Below are 19,867 nucleotides of genomic sequence, written 5' to 3'. Positions count from 1 at the left end.
TTCCCCTCGTCCCGGCGCTGATCCTATGGTGGTGACGCACCTACATGAGGCGAGAAATCCGCATTCTCGGAGATTTTTCCGGGGTTCTCGCCGAGAATCCGGAATACCGTTCCCGGACTGTCCCGCCACAGCAATCTCTGATAACAATATCCCCCAGCCACGGACGATCTCACAGAGAGGTGAGGGCGCCCATGAAGCCCCCCGTCTTCGAGTACGTGTCACCGGCGTCGTTGGACGACGCCATCGCTGCCCTCTCGGCACCCGACGCAGGTGACGTGAAGGTGCTGGCCGGCGGACAGAGCTTCGTCCCGCTGTTGAGCCTGCGCCTCGCCCAGCCGAGCCTCGTCGTCGACATCAACCGCATCGACGAACTGGCCACCATCACCGAGGAGGGCGGCGTCCTCACGATCGGCTCCCTGGTGCGTCAGCGCCAGGCCGAGCACTCCGACGTCGTGAAGAAGGCCTGCCCGCTGATGGCCGAGGCCATCCCGTTCATCGGGCACACCGCGATCCGCAACCGCGGCACCATCGGCGGCAGCATCGCCCACGCCGACCCCGCCGCCGAGCTCCCGACGGTCGCCGCGTGCCTCGACGCCGAACTGGTCGCCCGCGGCCCCGGCGGCGAGCGCACCATCCCCGCGGCCGAGTTCTTCACCGGCTTCTTCACCACCGCGCTCGCCGAGGACGAGATCCTCACCGCGGTCCGCGTCCGCGCGGCGGGCCCGGCCACCGGTGCCGCCTACGAGGAGGTCGCCCGCCGCCACGGCGACTTCGCCATGGTCGGCGTCGGCGCCCAGGTCCGGCTCGACGGCGACGTCGTCGCCGAGGCCCGGATCGCGCTGTCCGGGGTCGACATCGCGCCGGTGCGCGCCAGCAAGGCCGAGGCCGCGCTGACCGGGCGGACCGTCGACGACTCGGTCCTCGAAGAGGCCGCCCAGGCCGCGGTCGCCGCCCTGTCCCCGTCGTCGGACCTGCACGGATCGGCCGCGTACCGCAAACACGTCGCGGGCGTCCTGATCCGCAAGACCGTCGCGACCGCCGCTGCCCGCGCCCGGGAGAACCGGTGAACGAGCCTCAGCGAGTGACCAGTCAGCACAGCGCCTGCGCGAAGCGCCGGCCGAGCCTCAGCGAGGACGAGCGATGAGTACGCGAGAGATCACCGTCACCGTCAACGGACGGAAGCGGACCGCCCACGTCGAGGTCCGGCGCACGCTGGCCGACTTCCTGCGCGAGGACCTCGGCCTCACCGCCACGCACCTGGGCTGTGAGCACGGCGTCTGCGGGGCGTGCACCGTCGTCGTCGACGGGCACACCGAGCGCTCCTGCACCCAGCTCGCCGTGCAGGCCGACGGCCGCGAGATCACCACCGTCGAGGGCCTCGCCGCCGCCGACGGGACCCTGCACCCGGTGCAGCAGGCGTTGCGCGACAACCACTCCTTCCAGTGCGGGTTCTGCACCCCCGGCTTCGTCATGTCGATCTACGGCATGTGCGAGGAGAAGAAGGCGGGCCGGCCGGTGCCGTGCTCGCGCGAGGAGATCCGCGAGGAGCTCTCGGGCAACATCTGCCGGTGCACCGGCTACCAGTCGATCGTCGACGGCGCCGAGGCAGCGCTCGCCGGCGCCGGAACGGACACCACGGGAGGGCAGGCCTGATGGCCGGCGGCAGCGCGATCTCCGGGCTCGTCGGGGCGTCGGTCCACCGCAAGGAGGACCGCACGATCCTGACCGGCACCGGCCGCTACATCGACGACGTGCAGGAACGCGGCATGCTCCACTGCCACTTCCTGCGCAGCAGCGTCGCGCACGGGCGGATCGTGTCGATCGACGCGTCCGCGGCCCGCGAGGTCGAGGGCGTCGTGCGCGTCTTCACCGGCGCCGACATGAGCGCGATCACCGAGGACCTGAGCTTCGCCCAGCCGATCCCGGGCCTGAACAGCCCGTCCTACCCCGCGATCGCACACGACGTCGTGCGGTTCGTCGGCGAACCGGTCGCGCTGGTCGTCGCCGAGAGCCGCTACATCGCCGAGGACGCGGCCGGTCTGATCGAGATCGACATCGACCCGCTCGACCCGGTCATGAGCACCACCGCCGGCCTCGCCGAGGGCGCGCCGGAGCTGTTCGGCGAGGTCGTGCCCGGCAACGTCGTGCACACCGACGAGCAGCTCTTCGGCGACATCGAGGCCGCGTTCTCGCAGGCCGACCACGTCGTCGAGCAGTCGCTGGACCAGCACCGCTGGGCGTGCAACCCGATGGAGACCCGCGGTGGCGTCGCCACCTACGAGACGGGCAGCGGCCAGCTCACCTACGAGGCGTCGACGCAGACCACGCACACGCTGCGGTTCCTGCTCGCCGGCTGGATCCGCCACCCCATCCACCAGTTCCGGGTCACCGCCAACAACATCGGCGGCGGGTTCGGGCTCAAGTTCTCCGCCTACCGCGAGGACGTCGCCGTCTGTGCCGCCGCGAAGGCGATCGGCGGGGCCGTCAAGTGGGTGGAGGACCGCAACGAGCACCTCGTCGCGGCCGGCTCCGCGCGTGAGGAGCAGCTGACCCTGCAGGCCGCGGTGAAGGCCGACGGCACCCTGCTGGGCCTGCGCGTCACGATGAAGCTCGACGCGGGCGCCTACCCGATCAACCCGCCGGCCACGGTGTACGCGGGCCTGGTCCGCACGACCCTGCCCGGCCCCTACAAGCTGCCCGCCTACCAGTTCCGCCACCACATCGTCGCCACCAACAAGGCGTCCTACATCTCGCTGCGCGGGCCGTGGGCCGTCGAGACGCTGGTGCGCGAGCGGCTGATGGACAAGATCGCCGAGACGTGCGGTATCTCGCCCGTGGAGGTACGCACCCGCAACCTCATCACCCTCGACGACCAGCCCACGAAGATGATCACCAACGTGACGCTGGAGCACGTCACCGCGGCCGAGACCTTCCAGAAGCTGGTCGAGATGGTCGACCTCGACGAGATCAGGCGTGAGCAGGAGGCCGCCCGCAAGGAGGGCCGCCTGCTCGGGTTCGGCGTCGGGACCTTCATCGAGCCCGCGCCGGGCACGCAGGAGTTCTGGGCGGCCGTCGGCTTCCCCTTCGGCTCGGAGCCCTGCCGCATCCGCATCGAGATCGACGGCAAGGTCACCGCGTTCACCCCGCAGACCCCGCACGGGCAGAGCCACGAGACGACGCTGTCGCAGCTGATCGCCGACGAGCTCGGGGTCGGGTTCGACGACATCCGCATCGTCTACGGCGACACCGACGCCACCCCGTTCTCCATGCTGGGCACCGGCGGCAGCCGGGCGGCGACGATGGCCAGCGGCGCCGTCGTCTACGGGTCGCGGGAGCTGCGCAAGCGGGTCCTGGAGATCGCCACGCACATCCTGGAGGCGAGCGTCGACGACCTCGACATCGCCGACGGCGTCGTCTCGGTCAAGGGTGCCCCGGGCGCCTCGGTGCCGATGGCGCAGATCGCGATGGGCTGCTGGCTCGCGCCCGACCAGATGCCGCCGGGCACGAACACCGAGATGGAGTTCGTCGCCAACTACGACGGCGAGGGCGGCGGGTTCTCCCAGGCCAGCCACGCCTGCTGGATCGAGGTCGACCAGGACACCGGCAAGATCGAGATCAAGCGGTTCCTCGTCGTCGAGGACTGCGGCAAGATGATCAACCCGGCCGTCGTGGAGGGTCAGGTCATCGGCGGGATCGCGATGGGAGTCGGCGGCATGCTGCTGGAGCACTCGGCATACTCCGACGACGGTCAGTACCTGACGGCGACGTTCATGGACTACCTGATGCCGAGCGCTCCGGAGCTGCCGGAGATCGAGATCGAGCACCTGGAGTTCGAGTCGGACAAGGTCGTCGGGTCGCGCGGTGTCGGCGAGGGCGGCACGGTGCTCGCGCCGGCGGCGCTGCTCAACGCGATCGACGACGCGCTCGCGCAGGTCGGGCGGCCGCGGGTCACCGAGACCCCGATCACCCCGACCCGGATGCTCGAGCTGCTGGGTGTGATCGAGAAGGAGTGACCCTCGCGCGCGTGACCTCCTTCGCCGAGGCCGACGAGATCCTGACGTCGCGCCGGTTCGCGCAGGAGTCCAAGCACGAGAGCGCGCCGCTCGTGGGCGGGACCGTCCTGGTTCTGGACGGTCCCGCCCACCTGCACAGGCGTCGGCTGCTGGCGCCGCTGATGTCGCGGACCGCGCTCGCGGGCTACGACTCAGTGGTGGCCGCGACCGTGGACTCCTGTGTTCGCGCGCACGCCGACGATCTCGTACCGCTGGGGCGGTCGGTGTTCCTGCAGCTCGCGGCGTCGATGATCGGGCTGGGTGAGCTCGGCGCGCGGACGCCGCGGCTGCTCGCCCTGCTCGGGCCGTTGCTGGAGGCGGTGACGGTCGAGTGGTCGACGCGCTCGCACGAGGTCGTGCTCGCGGAAGGTCTCGCGGCGCGCGAGGCGCTCGTCTCAGAGTTCCCCCGGTTCTCGGAGGGCACCTCACTCGCGGCGATCATGGCCGAACACCCCGGCGAGTGGGACGACGAGGCCGCGGTCCGCGAGGTCGTGCTGTTCCTCGCGGCCTCGACGCTCAACAACGCGGCGCTGCTGGTGCACACCGTCGACGAGCTGTCGCGGCACCCGGTGCCCGACACCCGGCTCCCCGACGCCCTCGCGGAGACCCTGCGCCTCTATCCACCGACGGTCGCGCTGCTACGGCGGGCGTTGGAGGACGTGACCCTGCGCGACGGCAGGCTCGTCCGCGCCGGTGACCACGTCGCCGTCGACCTGCACGCCGCCAACCGCGACCCGGCCGTCTTCGGTGCCGACGCCGACGAGTTCCGGCCGGGCCGCGCGGTCGCGGGGCGGGCCCGCCCGTGGGGCCTCACGTTCGGCAGCGGCCCGCATCTGTGCCTGGGCCGGGCCGTCGTGACGGGCACCGCCGTCACCCCGGGCGTGCACCTGCGGATCCTGGCGCGGCTGCGGGAGCTGGGCGTGCGGCCCGACCCGGACCGCCCGCCCGTCCTCGCCCCGACGGCCCAGCGCCGCCACGACAGCTACCCGATCCTGCTCCTGTGAGTGGCGATAGTCGCTATAGCGACTATCGCCACTCACAGGGGCTGTTGCAGGGGGCGCATGCCCAGCAGTTCCCGGGCCTGCGCCGGGGTCGCGACGGGGCGGCCGATCGTCTCGGCCAGCGCCGCCACGCGTCCCACCAGCTCACCGTTGTGCGGGGTGCCGAAACGGGCGTAGTCGTGGTCGCCCAGCCCGATCGCGACGTGCCCGCCCAGCACGATCGCCGCCGCCGCCAGCGGCAGCACGTCGCCGCCGTAACACATCAGCTGCCACGGCTCCCCCGGCGGAAGCTCGGCGACCATCGCCTGCAGTGCCAGCAGGTTCGTGCCCGCGCCCGACGGGCGGGAGTCGCCGGTGAACACCAGCTCCCAGAACGTCGGCGCCTGCGCGAGCCCCATCTCGCGGAAGGCCTTCGCCGTGCGGATCTGGCCGATGTCCCATACGACCGTCGTCAGGTAGGTGTCGATGTCGTCGAGGATCCGCAGGACGGCCTCGATGTCGTTGCGGCTGTTGACGTACACGCCGTCGCCCGGGGTGAACCTACGCGTCGTGGCGTCCCAGGTGTCGATGTTGAGCGACCCGAAGTCGACGGCGGCGGCGTCGAAACGCAGCCACGGGTCGTCGGCCAGCGCCCGCAGGTGCTTCACGCGGTCCTCGACGCCGGTCTGGCTGATGTAGCCCAGCGTCGGCTTGCTGATGAGGTCGGTCGCGCCGCGGATGCCCTCGTGGGCGGCCCGGTAGGTCTCGACGCTGTTGTCGGGCCCGCCCGTGTCGGGGTCGCGGCCGTGCCAGTGGATGATCGCCGCACCGGCGTCGTGGCTGCGGACGGCCTCGCGGACGATCTCCTCGGTCGAGTACGGCAGGTGCGGGTTGGCGCCGCGCATCGTCGACTCGTTGCAGCGGACCTCGATGAACAGCGGGTCGGCGTTCACGACTTCGTCTCCGGCACCCCGGGCCGGGGCAGGACGTCGATGAGCATCTGCATCATGCCGCCGTCGACCTCGAGGTTCTGGGCGTTGACGAAGCTGGACGCGTCCGACAGCAGGAACGCGATCACCGCGGCGACCTCGGACGGGTCGCCGATGCGGCGGCTCGCGATCATCTCCAGCCGGCGACGCAGCGCGTCGGGGTCGGAGTTGAACTTCTCCGACATCGGGGTGCGCATGATGCCGGGGCTCACGCAGTTGCTGCGCACCCCGCGCGGGCCCCACTCGACCGCCAGCTGGCGGGCGAACATGATCGCGGCGGCCTTGCTCGGGGCGTAGGCACCGGCGCGGGCCTCCGGCACGGTGCCCGCGACCGAGCTGATCGTGACGACGCTGCCGTCGCGCTGCTCCAGCATCGGCGGGCCGAAGTGCTTGGCGCCCAGGAACAGTCCACGCGCATTGACGGCCATGACGCGGTCCCACTCGGCGACGTCGAGGTCCTCGATCGGCGTCCAGCTGATGACGCCCGCGTTGGCGACGAGCCCGTGCACCGTCCCGAAGCGGGCGACGGTGGCGGCGGCGGCCGCGGCCATCTGGTCCTCGTCGGCGACGTCGGCCTCGACGGCCAGCGCCGCGTCCCCGATCTCGCCGGCGACACGTTTCGCGGCCGCACCGTCGACGTCGAGCACGACGACCGACGCGCCCAGCCCCGCGCACACGTGCGCGGTGGACTCCCCCAGTCCCTGCCCGGCGCCGGTCACGACGATGACGCGGCCGGTGAGGTCGATCTGCGCTGCGCTCATGCCTTCGCTCCTCCGATGAGGACGGCGTCGTCGCCGCCGTCGGTGCTCCACGGTGTGACCATCGCCCCCGACGCCGAGCGGAACCGTTCGGGCAGCTCGTCGACCATGTGCAGGGCCATCGACAGCCGGCCGTAGCCGACGAACGCGGCCACGTTCATCCCGATCTCGACGACCTCCGCCTCCGAGAAGTGCCCGCGCAGGTCGGCGATCGCGGCGTCGTCGATGGCGAGGTGGTTGGTCGCCATGAGGTCGGCGAAACGCAGCGCGGCCCGTTCGGCGTCGGTCAGGTCGGGCGCGGCCGTCGGGTCGTCCGGGCTCGCGAGCTGGCAGACGAGGTTCTCGTCGACACCGTCCTCGGCCCCGTCGGCGTAGCGCACGGCCATGCAGCTGCGGCACTGGTTGTGGAACGCCACGCGCAGTCGTAACAGCTCGACGAGCCGCCGCGACAGCAGCCCGGGCCTGCGCAGCTCGGCCATGTACGTGGCGTAGGCGCGGGCCAGCTCGGGGCAGTGCGCGTAGAAGCGCAGGTTGCCCAGCTCCAGCGGCGTCCGTGACTCCGCCATGTCGCGCAGGTCCTCGGGGAACTCCTCGGCGGTCAGCATCCGGATCCGGGCCACGCTTCGGCTCCTCGTCGTCGTCGACTGGAAATGACTGATAACGATGACCCTAGACTTCGCCGTTCGTCGTGTACACCGTGCCGGGCGCCGACACCGGCGGCCGTTCGGCGCCGAGCGGAACCCGGCCGCCACGTCGTCGCGAAACCCGGTGGACCCGGCCGCGCCGGGAGCGGAGGATGTTCGGTCCCCCATCCATCTTCCGTGAGGAGACCTGTGTCCGCTCCGGCCGAAGCACGCCCCGCGGCCGCGCCCGCACCGCCGACCGGCACCCCCGCCGGCTCGGAGGTCCGGTCGCGCCGTGGGGCCGCGCTGCGCCTGGCCACCCGAATCTACGGTCGCGAGCTCACTCGCCACACGTTGCTCACCGGCTCCGCTCTCGTGCTGCCGGCGATGGGCAACATCGCACTGTCCTACCTCCCACCGCTGGCCGTCGCGGCCCTGGTCGACAAGATCGCCACCGGCACAGCCGTCACGACGGCCACCGTGGCGCCGCTCGTGCTCGCCTTCTTCGCGTCACTGCTCGCCGGCCAGGCGTTCTGGCGCGTCGGCATCCACTGCCTCAACCGGGCCGACGCGCGCGGCATCGAGAATCTCTACGTCGACGGCATGGACGCGCTGCTCGCCAAGGACGCGTCGTTCTTCCACGAGAACTTCTCCGGGTCGCTGACCAAACGCGTACTCAGCTTCGCCTCGCAGTACGAGGACTTCGTCGACACCCTGGCGTTCCAGATCGTGGCGCAGCTGCTGCCGCTGACGTTCGCGTCCGTGGTGCTGTGGCGCTACGACCCGTGGCTGGTCGTCGTACTGGTCGGGATGATCGTCGTGACCGCGATCGTCGTGGTTCCGCTGATCCGCCGCCGGCAGGTGCTCGTCGACGCCCGTGAGGCGTCGTGGACCCGGCTGTCCGGGCACGTCGCCGACACGCTCACCAATATGGACGCGGTGCGCGCCTACGCCTCCGAGCTGCGCGAGGCCGCGGAGCACCGGCGGCGGGTCGCCGAGCACAAGCGGCTCACGCTGCGGGCGTGGGACTACAACAACCTGCGCATCGACACCCTCGTCGCGCCCATGTCGGTGCTGACCAACGCCACCGGCCTCGTGCTGGCGCTGCTGGTCGCCCTGCGCGAGGGCGGCCCCGGCGTGGGCGCGGTCGTCGTGACGGTCGCGTACTTCACCCAGACCACCCGGATCCTGTTCGAGTTCAACCAGACCTACCGGCACCTCGAACGGTCGCTGACCGAGGCCGCCCAGTTCGCCGAGCTGCTGCTCGACGATCCGACGGTGGTCGACGACCCCGATCCGGAACCGGTCGCGGGCGGACCCGCCGGTGTGGCGTTCGAACGCGTGCGCTTCACCCACGCAGGCAAGACCGACCCGCTGTTCGACGGGCTCGACCTGGTGATCGCGCCCGGCGAGCGGGTCGGGCTCGTCGGCCGCTCGGGCGGCGGCAAGACGACGATCGTGCGCCTGCTGCTGCGGCTGATGGACGTCCAGGGCGGCCGGATCCTCGTCGGCGGCCAGGACGTCACCAAGCTGACGCAGGCCGACCTGCGCGGGCTGATCGCCTCGGTGCCGCAGGACCCGGTGATGTTCCACCGCACGCTGCGGGAGAACATCGCGTTCGGCCGTCCCGGGGCGTCGGACCAGGAGATCCTCGACGCGGCGCGGGCAGCGCACGTGCTGGAGTTCGTCGAGGCGCTCCCCGACGGGTTCGACACACTCGTCGGTGAGCGCGGGGTGAAGCTGTCCGGCGGACAGCGCCAGCGGGTCGCGATCGCGCGGGCCGTCCTGCGCGACGCGCCGATCCTGCTGCTCGACGAGGCGACGAGCGCGCTCGACTCGGAGAGCGAGGCCTTGATCCAGGAGGCGCTGTGGCGGCTCATGGAGGGGCGCACCGCCATCGCGGTGGCGCACCGGCTGAGCACCGTCGCCGGCATGGACCGGCTCGTCGTTCTCGACAAGGGCGGCGTCGTCGAGCAGGGCACGCACGCCGAGCTGCTCACCCGCGGCGGCGGCTACGCGCGGCTGTGGGAGCGGCAGTCGGGCGGCTTCCTCTCCGAGTAGGCGGCCCGCCCCGGCACCCCCTTTTGTGCACGAACGGCACAGTGGCGCAACTCAACTGCGCGACTGTGCCGTTCGTGCAGAACCGGTTCCGGCCGGCGCAGCGAACGAACGGCACAGTGCTGCAACTCAATTGCGCGACTGTGCCGTTCGTGCAGAAGGCGGCGGGCTCACGGGAGGGGCTCGAGCAGGCGGTGCGGTTCGGACAGCGCAGCGCTGATCGTGTCGCCCTCGGCCGGGCCCTCGTAGCCCGGACCCGGGACCAGCACCGTCGCCGCGACGGGCACCTGCGCGTCGCACCCGGCGCAGTGCCCACCGGGTGCGACGCGGCCACCGCACCCCTCGTGATGGAACGTCCGCCGCGGGCCGGCGGGCGAGTAGTGCTCGTCGCCCCAGGCGCCCAGCGCACGCAGGACGGGCCACAGGCCCATCCCCTTGTCGGTCAGCACGTACTCGTCGCGGCCACGGGGCCCGGGCACCCGGTCGAGCACCCCCTCGGCGACGAGGAACTCCAGACGCTCGGTGAGGACGGCGCGGGGGACGCCGAGGTGGCGGGAGAAGTCGCTGAAGCGACGGACGCCGAAGAACGCGTCGCGCAGGATCAGCAGCGTCCAGCGTTCCCCGACGATCTCCAGCGCCCGCGCCATCGCGCACGACTGGCCGGGGTACTCGCGGGGCAGCGCCATGCGACCATCGTCGCACATAGTTCGTTCACCGAACCATCGGTGGTAGCGTCCGGCCCGACCCACCACCGATGCCAGGAGCCGACGATGACCGCCCCCGACGCTGCTCCCCGAGGCTGCCTGGCCGTCACCGCGGGCGGCACGCTCGTGGCGATGACGGCGTTCACCGCGCCGCTCTCGATCGTCCCGGCCGTGAGCTCCGACCTCGGCGCGGGGCCCGTCGGCACCGCATGGATCCTCAGCTCGACGAGCCTCGGGCTCGCCGTCGCACTGCTCAGCGCCGGTGCGATCGGTGACGTCGTCGGCAGGCGGCGCGTGTTCGTCGCCGGGGCCGTGCTCACCGCCGTCGGAGCGGCGCTGTCCGGGATCGCGGCCACCACCGCGGTGTTCGTCGCCGGGCGGGTCGTGCAGGGCCTCGGCGCCGCCGCGCTCATCGCGTGCGCACTCGCCCTGATCAGCGCCGCTTTCGCCCCCGGCCCGCCCCGCACCCGGGCGACCGCTGTGTGGGGCGCGGCGATGGGCGCGGGCCCCAGTGTCGGGCCGTTGCTCGGCGCCCTGAGCGAGGCCGAGGGCAGCTGGCGGTGGAGCTACCTCGTCCTCGCCGTCCTCTCCGCGGGCATCGCGGTCGCCGGACAACGGTGGCTCACCGAGTCCCGGGGCGACACCGGCCGGCGCATCGACGTCGTCGGCGCGCTGCTGCTCGGCACCGGGCTCGGCTGCCTGCTCGCCGCCCTCACCGAGGGCCGCCAGGGCTGGACCCAACCCCTCGTCGCGGTACTCGCCGCGGCGGCCGTGGTCGCGCTCGTCGCCACCGGCGTCCATCTCGCACGCAGCGCCGAGCCACTGTTCCCGCCGTCGCTGTTCCGCAGGCCCGCGCTCGTCGGCGCTACCCTCGCGGCGTTCGTGACCGGCGGCGCGATCATCGGGCTGATGTCGTTCATCGGCACCGTCCTCGAACGCGGGCTGGCACACACCGCCGTCGCGGCGTCGGCGATCCTGCTGGCCTGGTCACTGATGAGCGTCCTCGCCTCGCTCGCGGCCCGGCGGCTGCCCGCCGGCATGTCCGGCGGCGCCCGGCTCGCGCTCGCCCTGGCCGTCGCCGCCGCCGGGTTCGTACCGCTCGCGCTGCTCACCCCGGCGAGCGGGCTCTGGGCGCTGCTGCCCGGGCTGGCGGTGTCGGGCGCCGGGACCGGGCTCGCCAACGCCACCCTCGGCCGGGAGGCCGTCGCCGCGGTCCCGCCCGAGCGCGCCGCGACCGGCAGCGGCATCAACAACTCGGCCCGCTACGTCGGCGCCGCCTTCGGCGTCACCCTCGCGACGGTGCTGGCGATCCGCCCCGACTCCCCCGACCCGGTCGCGAGCCTGGTGAGCGGCTGGAACGTCGCGACGTGGGGTGGGGCCGCGGTCTGCCTGCTCGGGGCCGTCGCGGTCCCGCTGCTGCACCGTGCCGACGACCGGCGCATCCCCCGGGTGGCCGCACCCGCGCTGTAGCGGTCTCCGCCGACACGACCCTGTCGGCGGCGGGCTCAGCCGGCCGCGACCGTCGGCGACACGCTCGGGGCCGTCGCCTCCGCGAGCACCACGGGAAGGTGCTCGTTCGCCCACTGCCGACGGGCACCGTACTGGCCGACCGTCGTCAACGGTTGGAGGGAGCCGTACCAGCCGCACGAACACCCCGCCGCCCACGCGGTGAAGGTGCGCTCGGCGCACCGCGACGCGTCGGTCCACACGTCGCTCAGCGCTCCGTTGCGGTACCGACCGGCCAGGTATCCGACGTGCCCCTCCACTCCGGGCATCGTCCCGGTGAACAGCATCGGAACATGATGCACCCCAACGGCAACGACACAAGACCCGAATGGCCCAGGCTCACCTGGAGGTGCGACGGCACCGAACGGAGATGCCGTCGACATCACTGATCGTCACGAAATCCCGCATGATCACAACCGTCCGTGACCGGCGTGTCGGCGTGGGCCGGGACGAGGTGTCCGATGGCCCCGGAGTCGTTGGCGGCCACCAGGTTGCGCGACGTGAGCAGTTGTGAGCGGCAATAGTCGCTATAGCGACTATTGCCGCTCACAGGCGTTCGTCGACCACCCGGCGGGCCTTGAACGTGGTCTCCGGGAGCGTGCCGGGCGTCAGGAGGGTGACGCCGGTGCGGATGCCCAGGACGCGGACGAGGGCCTCCTCGGTGCGGGCGCGCAGGGCGTCGTCACCGGGGTCGGCCTCGGCCTCGACGGTCAGCTCGTCGAGCGCGCCGCGCTTGGAGACGCGGATGCGGAACTCCGGGCCCAGCTCCGGGACGCTGCGCAGCGCCGTCTCCACCGCCGACGGGAAGACATTGGCGCCGCGGATGACGAGCATGTCGTCGAGGCGGCCGAGGACGCCCTCGGGCAGCCGCGGGTAGGTGCGCCCGCAGGGGCAGGGGTCCGTCGCAAGGTAGGTCTCGTCGCCGGGCGCGAAGCGGATCATCGGCTGGGAGTCGCGCCAGAGGTGGGTGTAGACGATCGCCCCGCGCTCCCCCACCGGGATCGGCACGTTGAGGTCGGCGCCGTCGACGACCTCGGTGTAGACCTCGTCGGTGTAGAGGTGGGTGCCGGTGCCGGCCTCGCAGCCGACGCTGGTCTGGAACGGGTACATCTCCGACGTCGAGCCGGCGTCGGAGACGATCGCGTCCCAACCCTCCTCGATGATCTTGCGGGTACCGGGCAGCGAGCCGCCGGGCTCACCGCCGACGAGCAGGTGCCGGATCGTGGAGGCGCGCAGGTCGATGCCCAGCTTGTCGGCCACGGACAGCAGATGGATGCAGTACGACGGCGTCGCGCTGAAAACCGTCGAGCCCAGCCGGGCGATGAGTTGCAGGTGCTTCTCGGAGTCGGTGACGCCCAGCGGGAACAGGGTCGCGCCGATGCGCTCCGCCCCCTGGACGACGCCCCAGCCGCCGAAGAACAGCCCGAACGGGAACCCGACCTGCACGACGTCGTCGGGGCGGACGCCCGCGCACCACTGCGCCATCGCGTGCACGTCGCCCGCACGGTCCCAGTCGGCCTTGGAGACGGCGTACATCGTCGGCGTCCCGGAGGTGCCCGACGAGCCGTGGATGCGGGCGATCCCGCCGGGCGGGAGCTCGCGGGCGTAGCTGCCGAAGGGCGGGTGCTCCGCCTGGTCGGCGACGAGCATCTTCTTGGTGATCACCGGGACCTTCGTGGTGAAGTCCTCCAGCGCGGTGACCTGGTCGGGGTGGAAGCCGTGGGCCTCCCAGTGCCGCCGGTAGAACGGCAGCTCGGCCCACGCGTAGGCGAGCTGGTGCCGGATCCGGTCGAGGATCAGGGCGTCACGCTTGGCGGGCTCGAGGGTCTCGCGCTCCTCGTCCCAGAAGCGCGGGTACCCGCGGTCGTCGACCGCGACCGAGCGGGGTCCGGACATCAGCTCACTCCTCAGCCGATCGCACGGTCTCTGCCCGCCCAGTGCGGCGCGCGCAGGACCTTCTTGTCGATCTTCCCGAACGGGGTCTCGGGAAGCGCGTCGACGATCTCGACGGTCTTGGGCCGGGCGTACGCGGCGAGCTCCCCGCGCGCCCATTCCAGCAGCTCGGCGGCGTCGAACCCGGCGCCGGGGACGACGACGGCGTGCACGGCCTCGCCCCAGTCGTCGTGCGGGACGCCGATGACGGCGACGCGTGCGACCGCGGGGTGGCGCACCAGCGCGTCCTCGACCTCGCGGCAGTAGACGTTCATCCCGCCGGAGATGACCATGTCGGAGGTGCGGTCGCGCAGGTGGAGGTAGCCGTCGTCGTCGAGGAAGCCGACGTCTCCGGTGCGGATCCACCCCTGCGGCAGGAACTTCGCGGCCGTCGCGTCGGGGTCGTCGAGGTAGCACTCCAGCGTGTACGGCGAGCGCAGGCAGATCTCGCCGGTCTCGCCCGCGGGCAGCGGGTCACCGGCGTCGGAGACGACCTGGACGTCCGCGTCGATCGAGGCCTGCCCGGCCGAGCCGAGGCGGTCGGGGCGGGCGGGGTCGTGGTCGGACTTGGCGAGGCGGGTGCCCCAGTTCGGGCACTCGGTCTGCCCGTAGAGCTGCACGAACACCGGCCCGAACACGTCCAGGGCGGCGACGAGGCGGCTCGGCGCGATGGGCGCGGCACCGTAGACGACGGTCCGCAGGGTGTGCCGGGCGTGTCCGCCCGCGGCGTCGAGGAGCCGGTAGATCATCGTCGGCACCAGGAACGTCCAGGTGATCCCGTTGTCGCGCAACTGTTGCAGCACGGACGAGGCGTCGAAACCGTCCTCGATCACCGACGTCGCGCCCCGGATCAGCGCGCTCTGGGCGAAGAGCCCGGCGGCGTGGGCGAGCGGGGTGGTGAGCAGCAGCCGGTCGTCGGCGGTGATCTCGGCCTCGAGCAGCTGGGCCCGGTGCACCGCGACCGCCGACGCCTGGGTGTGGACGACGCCCTTCGGCAGCCCGGTGGTGCCGCCGGTGAAGTAGATCGCGGCCCGGTCGCCCGCGCCGATGCCCGGATCGGGAGGCGCCGGGGCCGGGCCGGGCGGCGGCGCGACGAGGGCCTCGTCGCCGCCGCGGGGCCGGCCGCCCCCGTCGTCGACGACCAGCGACGGAACGCCCGCCGTCGGGGGCAGGCTCGTGCCCCGCACGACGACGCGGGCGTTGGACGCACCGAGCACGTGCTCGACCGTCGACGGCGGCAGCAGCGGGTTGACCGGCACCTTGACCGCGCCGAGGCGGGCCACCGCGACGTCGGCGACGACGAACTCGACGCAGTTGCGCAGGTACAGCGCCACGGAGTCGCCCGCGCGGACGCCGTGGTCGGCGAGCTGCGCGGCGACAGCCGCCGACCAGCGGTCGACGTCGTGATACGTCCACCGCCGGCCGGCGTGCTCCACCGCGACCCGCTCCCGGTAGCGCCGGAACGCGTGGTCGAACTCCTCCCTCAGAGTCGTGCGCACCGCTCAGGAGGGCCTCTCGACCAGGTCCTGCTCGAGCGTCACGTCCCGGTACCGCCCCGACTCCATCAGTCGATCCCGAGGGCTCGGTTCGCGAGCTTGCGGCGCCGGTCGAGCCGCTCGCGCTTGGTGAAGTGCGGCATGACGTAGCGGGCGAACATCTCGTTCGAACGGTTCCACTTGTCGGTGGTCACCCAGTCGCGGACGTTGATCAGCAGCGTGCCGAAGCCGCCGACCTCCTCCTCCAGCTCCTTGAGCTGGCGGGTGCACTCCTCCGGGCTGCCGACGATCCACGGGATGTTGTCGACCATCCACTCGAACGTCAGGTCGGCGTCCTCCATGCCGTCGCCGATCTTCATCAGCGCGCCGAGGCCGAGCCCGAACAGGTAGTCGTAGGAGAGCCTGACGCCCTCGCGGATGTCCTTGAGCGCCTGGTTCCTGTCGTCGGTGACGTAGACCTCGCGGACGATGCGCCAGTTGTCGCGGGTCACCGCCGGGTCGATGCCCGCGGCGGCGCCGGCGTCGAGCATCGCCTTGCCCATGCCCTTGAGGTCGGGCGCGAGCTCGTAGGTGCCGTTCTCGATCGGAGCGAAGTGCACCGACAGGGGCTTCCAGCCGCGCTCGCCGCACTTGGCGTAGTTGTGGGTGCCGGTGAGGCCGGCGATCGCGAAGGGCGGCACGTCCTGGTACGGCCCGACCTGCAGCTGACGGTTCTCGTACTTCCAGTACTGGCCCTCGTAGCTGACCGGGTCGTCGGAGGTGAGGAGCTGCCAGATGATCTCCAGCGCCTCGTTGGTCCGCGGCGAGGCCTCCGACGGCTCCAGCCCGAACAGCTCCTTGTCGGTCGGCAGGCCGCCGCCGCCGAAGCCGTACTCGAGGCGCCCGTGGGTGAGGTGGTCGAGGAACGCCATCCGCTCGGCCACCATGAACGGGTCCTGGTAGGGCAGGTTGATGACGCCGGTGCCCAGCCGGATCCGGCTCGTCACGGCCGACGCCTTGGCGATCATGAACTCCGGGACGGGCACGTTCTCGTAGCCGCCGGTGTGGTGCTCACCCACCCAGAACTCGTGGAAGCCCAGCCGCTCGGCATCCACGATGTTCGCGATGTCGCGGTCGTAGGACAGCGTCCAGTTCTCGCGCGGCGGGTGCTCGGGCATGGTGAAGAAGCCGAACTTCATCGGTCGGGGTCCTCTCGACGGCTCCGGTCGTCCGGCTTCGGGGCGGGTGACCCGAGGACACGGTCGACGAACTTGACAAACGCCGGTTTGCTGAAGGTGCTTCAGGTCACTGTGTCGCGCGGCATCGCCGGGTGTCAAGACTGGGCTCACGACGTGCTTGGGAAAGGTGGCCGCCCCACCGAGCGAACACGCTCCGTGCCATTGATAACCGACCCGTGGTTTGGTTTCATGGCGGCGTGACCGTCGTCGATCCACGTCCGCGCGTCGTCGTCGCGCCCGATGGCGCACCGCATGTCGCCGGTGTCCGGTGTCAGGCCTGCGCGGAGCCGGTCGCCTACCCGTGGCCGGCGTGCCCGGAGTGCGGCGGCCCGGTCGTCGCGGCCGAGTTCGGCCCCGACGGCGTGGTGTGGAGCGCGACCGTCGTCCGCATCCCCGTCGCCGGGCGCACCCCGCCCTACACGCTGGCCTACGTCGATCTCGACGACGGCCCGCGGGTACTCGCCCACGTCGACGGGGACTCAGCACCCGCCGTCGGCACACGGGTCCGGCTCCTCGCGGGAGCCCCCGATCCCCACGTGGAGGTCATCGGATGAACGCCGTCGCCGTGCACGGTGTCGGGACCTCCCATTTCGGCCGCGTACCCGGCACCGACCTGGTCACCCTGGCCTGGAACGCCGTGTCGGAGGCACTGGCCGACGCCGGCCCCGAGCCCGTCGACGCCGTCTGGGTCGGCACCGTCTTCGCGCCGGCCGGTGTGGCACAACGGGTCCTGCGCGCCATGGGCATCACCCGCGTCCCCGTCGTCACCGTCGAGAACGCCTGCGCCAGCGGCACCACCGCGTTCGCCGAGGCGTGCGAGGCCGTCCGCAGCGGCCGTTACGGCCGCGTCCTCGCGCTCGGCCTCGAACAGATGAGCACCGCCTTCGACGGCGCGATCACACCCGAGAACACCGACCCCGAGGGCGCCACCGGGCTCGCCCTGCCCGCCCTCTACGCGATGGCGGCCACCCGCTACCTGCACGACGGCGCGGTCACCCCCGCCCAGCTCGCCGCGGTGTCGGTGAAGAACCACGCGCACGCCCTGCACAACCCGCGCGCCCAGTACTCCGGCCGCTACACCGTCGACGAGGTGCTGGCCTCGCGGATGATCGCCGACCCGCTGACGCTGCTGCAGTGCTGTCCCACCTCCGACGGTGCGGCCGCGGCCGTCGTCGGACCGGCGACGGGCGGCCCGCGGGAGGTCGGCGTCCGCGGGGTCGCGCTGCGCTCCGGTGCACCCTGGGGACGGCGGTCCCCGCACGTGTGGGGCTACGACATCGTCCACGAGACCGCCGCCGACGCGCTGGCCGCAGCAGGGCTGCACGCCGCCACCGACGTCGACGTCGTCGAGGTGCACGACGCGTTCACCATCGGGGAGATCGTCACCACCGAGGCCCTGGGCCTCGTCGCACCCGGCGAGGGTGGGAAGGCCGCCGAGACCGGGGTGACCGCGCTCGGCGGCGCGCATCCGGTCAACCCGTCGGGCGGGCTGCTCTCGCGCGGGCACCCGCTGGGCGCCACCGGGTTGGCGCAGCTGGCCGAGATCGTCTGGCAGCTGCGCGGCGAGGCCGGCGGCCGGCAGGTCGAGGGTGCGCGGATCGGGCTCGTCGAGACCATGGGTGGTGGGGTCTCGGCACTCGACGGGAACGCCTGCGTCGTCGCCGTGCTGGAGGCGCCGTGACCTCCGTCGTCCCCGACATCCTCGGGCCGGACGCCGTCGCCGATCCCTATCCCCTGCTGGCCGCCCTGCGCGAGCACGACCCGGTGCACTGGAGCGATCGCTACCGCTCCTGGTTCCTCACCCGCTACGACGACGTCGACGCCGCCCTGCGCGACCCCCGGTTCTCCTCCGATCGCATCGCCCCCTACCGCCGGGCCCGGCTGGAGCGCGACGACACCGACCCGGCTGTCCGCGCGGCGTTCGGGGTGCTCGAGGACTGGATGGTGTTCAAGGACCCGCCCGACCACACCCGGCTGCGCAAACTGCTCTCGCGCGCGTTCACCCCGCGCGCGGTGGAGCGGGTGCGGCCGCGTGTCGTCGAGCTGGTCGACGAGCTGCTCACCGCGCTGGCCCCCCGCGGGCGGGCCGATCTCGTCGGCGAGTTCGCCTACCCGCTGACCGCGTCGGTCGTCGCCGAGCTGCTGGGCGTCCCGCGGGCGGACCGCGACGTCTTCAAGGACTGGTCCGACGCCATCGCGGGGCTCGTGTTCGGCGGCATGGGCGACCCGCAGCGGCACGCCGCCGGCGCGGCCGGGATGGCCGAGCTGACCGCGTACCTGACCGAGCTGGTCGCCGCCCACGAGCGCGAACCCGCCGACGACCTGCTCACCGCGCTGATCCAGGCCCGCGACGAGAGCGACGCCCTGACCCACGACGAGGTCGTCTCCACCGGGGTCCTGTTGCTGTTCGCCGGCCACGAGACGACGACGAACCTCATCGGCAACGGCCTGCTCGCCCTGCTGCGCCACCCGCAGGTGCGCGCCGACGCCGACGGGCTCGTCGAGGAGGTCCTGCGCTACGACGGACCCGCCAAGACCATCGCCCGGCTGATGGCCACCGACGTCGAGGTCCGCGGCCGCACGCTGCGGCGCGGGGACCGGGTGTTCCTGTGCCCGTCGGCGGCCAACCGCGACCCCGACGTGTTCGACGACCCCGACCGCTTCGACCCCGACCGCGCCGCGGGCCGCCAGCTGGGGTTCGGGGTGGGCCTGCACTACTGCCTGGGCGCGCCGCTGGCCCGGTTGGAGGGCTCCGTCGCGATCCCTGCGGTGATGCGCCGCTTGTCGGGGATGGCGCTGACCGACGAGCCGCTGCGCTGGCACCCCGTGCTGCTCTCGCGCGGACTGGTCCGACTCCCCTGTGAGTGGCAATAGTCGCTATAGCGACTATTGCCACTCACGAGCTCAGGGCAGGCCCCGGGCCAGCGCGTGCACGCCGCCGCCCGCCGCCAACCCGCCGAGGGCCATCGCGAACAGCTGGTCGGCCAGCTCCCGGTCCGCCTTCTCCCCGCGCGGGGTGAACCAGTGCTGCATCCAGTCGAGCATCCCGACGATCGCGCGCGCCGTCGTCCGCGCATCGCCCGCCAGCGAGAACTCCCCCGTCCGGGCCCCCTCGGCGACCAGCTCCTCGACCGCCGCCATGTAGCGGGCGTCCATCGCGCGGAACTCGTCGAACCGCTCGCCGCTCATCCGGATGTGCTGCAGGTACACGAACGCCGCCGGATAGCACTCGCTGAAGATGCGGACCTGCGTGCGGATCAGCTCCCGCAGGCGCACCGCGGCGCTGCTGCCCGTGTCCTGGTTGAGCCGGTCGAGCTCGGAGAGCAGCTGCTTGGCCGGCTGCTCCACCACCGCCAGCAGGAGCTCCTCCTTGCTGGCGACATAGTTGTAGATGCTGCCCTTCAGGATCCCGACGCGCGCGCCGATGCTCTCCAGCGTCGCCGTCTCGTAGCCGCGCTCGCGGAACTCCTCACCCGCGGCGACGAGGATCTCCGACCAACGACTGGGACGGGGCATGCCGGGAGCCTAACGCGGGCCGCGTTCGCTGAGCGG

At 72.3% G+C, this 19,867-nt stretch carries 18 protein-coding genes; 9 read left to right on the top strand and 9 right to left on the bottom strand.

Annotated elements, in window-relative coordinates:
- Positions 1-191: 191 nt before the first annotated feature.
- From PSU4_RS02495 to PSU4_RS02480, 4 genes are all read left to right on the top strand, one after another.
- Positions 192-1,067 (top strand): FAD binding domain-containing protein, encoded by an 876-nt coding sequence (locus tag PSU4_RS02495; RefSeq protein ID WP_147102295.1) that lies wholly within the window; start codon positions 192-194, stop codon positions 1,065-1,067.
- Positions 1,068-1,140: 73 nt separating this feature from the next.
- The gene (locus PSU4_RS02490) at positions 1,141-1,653 is read left to right on the top strand and encodes a (2Fe-2S)-binding protein (RefSeq protein WP_147102294.1); all 513 of its coding nucleotides are present in this window, start codon (positions 1,141-1,143) and stop codon (positions 1,651-1,653) included.
- The gene (locus PSU4_RS02485; protein ID WP_147102293.1) at positions 1,653-4,013 is read left to right on the top strand and encodes a xanthine dehydrogenase family protein molybdopterin-binding subunit; all 2,361 of its coding nucleotides are present in this window, start codon (positions 1,653-1,655) and stop codon (positions 4,011-4,013) included. The genes PSU4_RS02490 and PSU4_RS02485 overlap by 1 nt, the downstream gene beginning before the upstream one ends.
- A gap of 11 nt (positions 4,014-4,024) precedes the next feature.
- Positions 4,025-5,056: a cytochrome P450 gene (locus tag PSU4_RS02480; protein ID WP_147102292.1), complete on the top strand. Its 1,032-nt coding sequence runs from the start codon at positions 4,025-4,027 to the stop codon at positions 5,054-5,056.
- Positions 5,057-5,088: 32 nt separating this feature from the next.
- Here PSU4_RS02480 and PSU4_RS02475 read toward each other — a convergent pair whose 3' ends face one another.
- From PSU4_RS02475 to PSU4_RS02465, 3 genes are read right to left on the bottom strand one after another with little or no spacing between them, the layout of a single operon-like run.
- Positions 5,089-5,985, bottom strand: a complete 897-nt coding sequence (locus tag PSU4_RS02475) for a beta-keto acid cleavage family enzyme (RefSeq protein WP_246114907.1) — start codon at positions 5,983-5,985, stop codon at positions 5,089-5,091.
- Entirely contained in the window at positions 5,982-6,782 is an 801-nt protein-coding gene (locus PSU4_RS02470) for an SDR family NAD(P)-dependent oxidoreductase (protein WP_147102291.1), read from the bottom strand. The genes PSU4_RS02475 and PSU4_RS02470 overlap by 4 nt, the downstream gene beginning before the upstream one ends.
- On the bottom strand, positions 6,779-7,399 hold the full coding sequence (locus PSU4_RS02465; protein ID WP_147102290.1) for a carboxymuconolactone decarboxylase family protein: 621 nt from the start codon (positions 7,397-7,399) through the stop codon (positions 6,779-6,781). Before PSU4_RS02465 ends, PSU4_RS02470 begins: the two co-directional genes overlap by 4 nt.
- A 213-nt stretch (positions 7,400-7,612) precedes the next feature.
- On the opposite strand from PSU4_RS02465, the gene PSU4_RS02460 reads away from it, so the two are divergent.
- Positions 7,613-9,463, top strand: coding sequence for an ABC transporter ATP-binding protein (locus PSU4_RS02460; protein ID WP_147102289.1), 1,851 nt, complete (start codon positions 7,613-7,615; stop codon positions 9,461-9,463).
- A 167-nt stretch (positions 9,464-9,630) separates the two neighbouring features.
- Here PSU4_RS02460 and PSU4_RS02455 read toward each other — a convergent pair whose 3' ends face one another.
- Complete coding sequence (locus PSU4_RS02455; protein ID WP_147102288.1) at positions 9,631-10,146, bottom strand: winged helix-turn-helix transcriptional regulator; 516 nt, start codon at positions 10,144-10,146, stop codon at positions 9,631-9,633.
- Between the two features lie 84 nt (positions 10,147-10,230).
- Between PSU4_RS02455 and PSU4_RS02450 the strand changes: the two genes are divergently transcribed.
- Entirely contained in the window at positions 10,231-11,634 is a 1,404-nt protein-coding gene (locus PSU4_RS02450; RefSeq protein WP_147102287.1) for an MFS transporter, read from the top strand.
- A 35-nt stretch (positions 11,635-11,669) separates the two neighbouring features.
- Here PSU4_RS02450 and PSU4_RS02445 read toward each other — a convergent pair whose 3' ends face one another.
- The 4 genes from PSU4_RS02445 to PSU4_RS02430 all read right to left on the bottom strand — a co-directional run bounded on the left by PSU4_RS02445 (position 11,670) and on the right by PSU4_RS02430 (position 16,276).
- Positions 11,670-11,957 (bottom strand): hypothetical protein, encoded by a 288-nt coding sequence (locus PSU4_RS02445; protein ID WP_147102286.1) that lies wholly within the window; start codon positions 11,955-11,957, stop codon positions 11,670-11,672.
- 259 nt (positions 11,958-12,216) lie between these two features.
- On the bottom strand, positions 12,217-13,566 hold the full coding sequence (locus tag PSU4_RS02440; protein WP_147102285.1) for a phenylacetate--CoA ligase family protein: 1,350 nt from the start codon (positions 13,564-13,566) through the stop codon (positions 12,217-12,219).
- A gap of 11 nt (positions 13,567-13,577) precedes the next feature.
- Positions 13,578-15,101: a class I adenylate-forming enzyme family protein gene (locus tag PSU4_RS02435; RefSeq protein ID WP_147102284.1), complete on the bottom strand. Its 1,524-nt coding sequence runs from the start codon at positions 15,099-15,101 to the stop codon at positions 13,578-13,580.
- Positions 15,102-15,166: 65 nt separating this feature from the next.
- A complete protein-coding gene (locus tag PSU4_RS02430) occupies positions 15,167-16,276 on the bottom strand; it encodes an LLM class flavin-dependent oxidoreductase (RefSeq protein ID WP_147102283.1) in 1,110 nt (369 codons plus the stop codon).
- A 236-nt stretch (positions 16,277-16,512) separates the two neighbouring features.
- On the opposite strand from PSU4_RS02430, the gene PSU4_RS02425 reads away from it, so the two are divergent.
- From PSU4_RS02425 to PSU4_RS02415, 3 genes are read left to right on the top strand one after another with little or no spacing between them, the layout of a single operon-like run.
- Positions 16,513-16,869 (top strand): Zn-ribbon domain-containing OB-fold protein, encoded by a 357-nt coding sequence (locus PSU4_RS02425; RefSeq protein WP_222596144.1) that lies wholly within the window; start codon positions 16,513-16,515, stop codon positions 16,867-16,869.
- Positions 16,866-17,996, top strand: coding sequence for a thiolase family protein (locus PSU4_RS02420; RefSeq protein ID WP_147102282.1), 1,131 nt, complete (start codon positions 16,866-16,868; stop codon positions 17,994-17,996). The genes PSU4_RS02425 and PSU4_RS02420 overlap by 4 nt, the downstream gene beginning before the upstream one ends.
- Complete coding sequence (locus tag PSU4_RS02415) at positions 17,993-19,189, top strand: cytochrome P450 (protein ID WP_147102281.1); 1,197 nt, start codon at positions 17,993-17,995, stop codon at positions 19,187-19,189. Before PSU4_RS02420 ends, PSU4_RS02415 begins: the two co-directional genes overlap by 4 nt.
- A 30-nt stretch (positions 19,190-19,219) precedes the next feature.
- Here PSU4_RS02415 and PSU4_RS02410 read toward each other — a convergent pair whose 3' ends face one another.
- On the bottom strand, positions 19,220-19,831 hold the full coding sequence (locus PSU4_RS02410) for a TetR/AcrR family transcriptional regulator (RefSeq protein WP_147102280.1): 612 nt from the start codon (positions 19,829-19,831) through the stop codon (positions 19,220-19,222).
- Positions 19,832-19,867 lie beyond the last annotated feature (36 nt).

Origin of the sequence: Pseudonocardia sulfidoxydans NBRC 16205 (assembly GCF_007989085.1) — a bacterium.
GTDB classification, from domain to species: domain Bacteria; phylum Actinomycetota; class Actinomycetes; order Mycobacteriales; family Pseudonocardiaceae; genus Pseudonocardia; species Pseudonocardia sulfidoxydans.
The sequence above is the reverse complement of the archived record's forward strand: the minus strand, read 5'-3'. Positions and strand labels throughout refer to the sequence as shown.

Bases quoted from the DNA above. Each gene is read 5' to 3' on its own strand.
- PSU4_RS02450 (WP_147102287.1), top strand. From the start codon at position 10,231: ATGACCGCCCCCGACGCTGCTCCCCGAGGCTGCCTGGCCGTCACCGCG.
- PSU4_RS02440 (WP_147102285.1), bottom strand. From the start codon at position 13,566: ATGTCCGGACCCCGCTCGGTCGCGGTCGACGACCGCGGGTACCCGCGC.
- PSU4_RS02490 (WP_147102294.1), top strand. From the start codon at position 1,141: ATGAGTACGCGAGAGATCACCGTCACCGTCAACGGACGGAAGCGGACC.
- PSU4_RS02495 (WP_147102295.1), top strand. From the start codon at position 192: ATGAAGCCCCCCGTCTTCGAGTACGTGTCACCGGCGTCGTTGGACGAC.
- PSU4_RS02470 (WP_147102291.1), bottom strand. From the start codon at position 6,782: ATGAGCGCAGCGCAGATCGACCTCACCGGCCGCGTCATCGTCGTGACC.
- PSU4_RS02445 (WP_147102286.1), bottom strand. From the start codon at position 11,957: ATGCTGTTCACCGGGACGATGCCCGGAGTGGAGGGGCACGTCGGATAC.
- PSU4_RS02420 (WP_147102282.1), top strand. From the start codon at position 16,866: ATGAACGCCGTCGCCGTGCACGGTGTCGGGACCTCCCATTTCGGCCGC.
- PSU4_RS02485 (WP_147102293.1), top strand. From the start codon at position 1,653: ATGGCCGGCGGCAGCGCGATCTCCGGGCTCGTCGGGGCGTCGGTCCAC.
- PSU4_RS02430 (WP_147102283.1), bottom strand. From the start codon at position 16,276: ATGAAGTTCGGCTTCTTCACCATGCCCGAGCACCCGCCGCGCGAGAAC.
- PSU4_RS02410 (WP_147102280.1), bottom strand. From the start codon at position 19,831: ATGCCCCGTCCCAGTCGTTGGTCGGAGATCCTCGTCGCCGCGGGTGAG.
- PSU4_RS02455 (WP_147102288.1), bottom strand. From the start codon at position 10,146: ATGGCGCTGCCCCGCGAGTACCCCGGCCAGTCGTGCGCGATGGCGCGG.